The sequence below is a fragment of the Herbiconiux daphne genome (assembly GCF_024979295.1).
Classification (GTDB): domain Bacteria; phylum Actinomycetota; class Actinomycetes; order Actinomycetales; family Microbacteriaceae; genus Herbiconiux; species Herbiconiux daphnes.
Map to the genome: position 1 here is coordinate 1 of NZ_JANLCJ010000472.1, position 647 is coordinate 647.

A 647-nucleotide genomic window follows, 5' to 3' on the forward strand; every position below is an offset into this window, starting at 1 on the left:
ATTCTCAGTGGGATCAGTATGATGACGATGACGGGTGGGACAGATACCTCGATAGAAGATATCCTTCGCAGTCATCAGCTGGCGCAGTACGTGGCGCAACAAGCGGGAATCAAGCTCAAACATTCACGAAAACTGCTGAAGAGAGTACTAAAGACCGTCTGAATCAGATGCTGGAAGATCATGGTATCCATGTTCGTCTCGGCGAAGGTCTGTTCTTTGAAGCTTTCCAGTGGGAAGCGTACCCGAACTCTAGTGGTAAGGGTAAAATGACTGGCTTCATGTCGTCACTCGACGAGTACGTTGAAGTACAAGCGCCGGGTGTTGGGGCCGAAGTCTTTGTGGAAGGTCGTGAATATACAGGCCGGATTCTTTCCTGCTATGTTATGAACTACATTCTGCATGTGGTTGTAGCCAACCCAAAACCTCGTGAACATGAACAAACTATCAATCTTGCATCAATGATTGATACGTTAACTAATCTTCCATTCGTGGTTGATAAACCTCTGCCGGGCTATGATCGTGTAATTACGGACATTCCTCAAACAGCCGAGGAAGAGATCACGGAAGAAGACGAGGAAGAAGCAGTCTCAGCGGTAACTGCTGATGGGACTGTTGTCACAAAAAAAGAATGGGAGTCGAATGGTGCC

1 protein-coding gene is annotated in these 647 nt (G+C 47.3%); it reads left to right on the forward strand.

Features of this window, described 5'->3' with window-relative positions; translation table 11 throughout:
* Positions 1–167 precede the first annotated feature (167 nt).
* Positions 168–647: hypothetical protein (locus tag N1032_RS25930; RefSeq protein ID WP_259543499.1), on the forward strand; the 480-nt coding region annotated here is incomplete at its 3' end.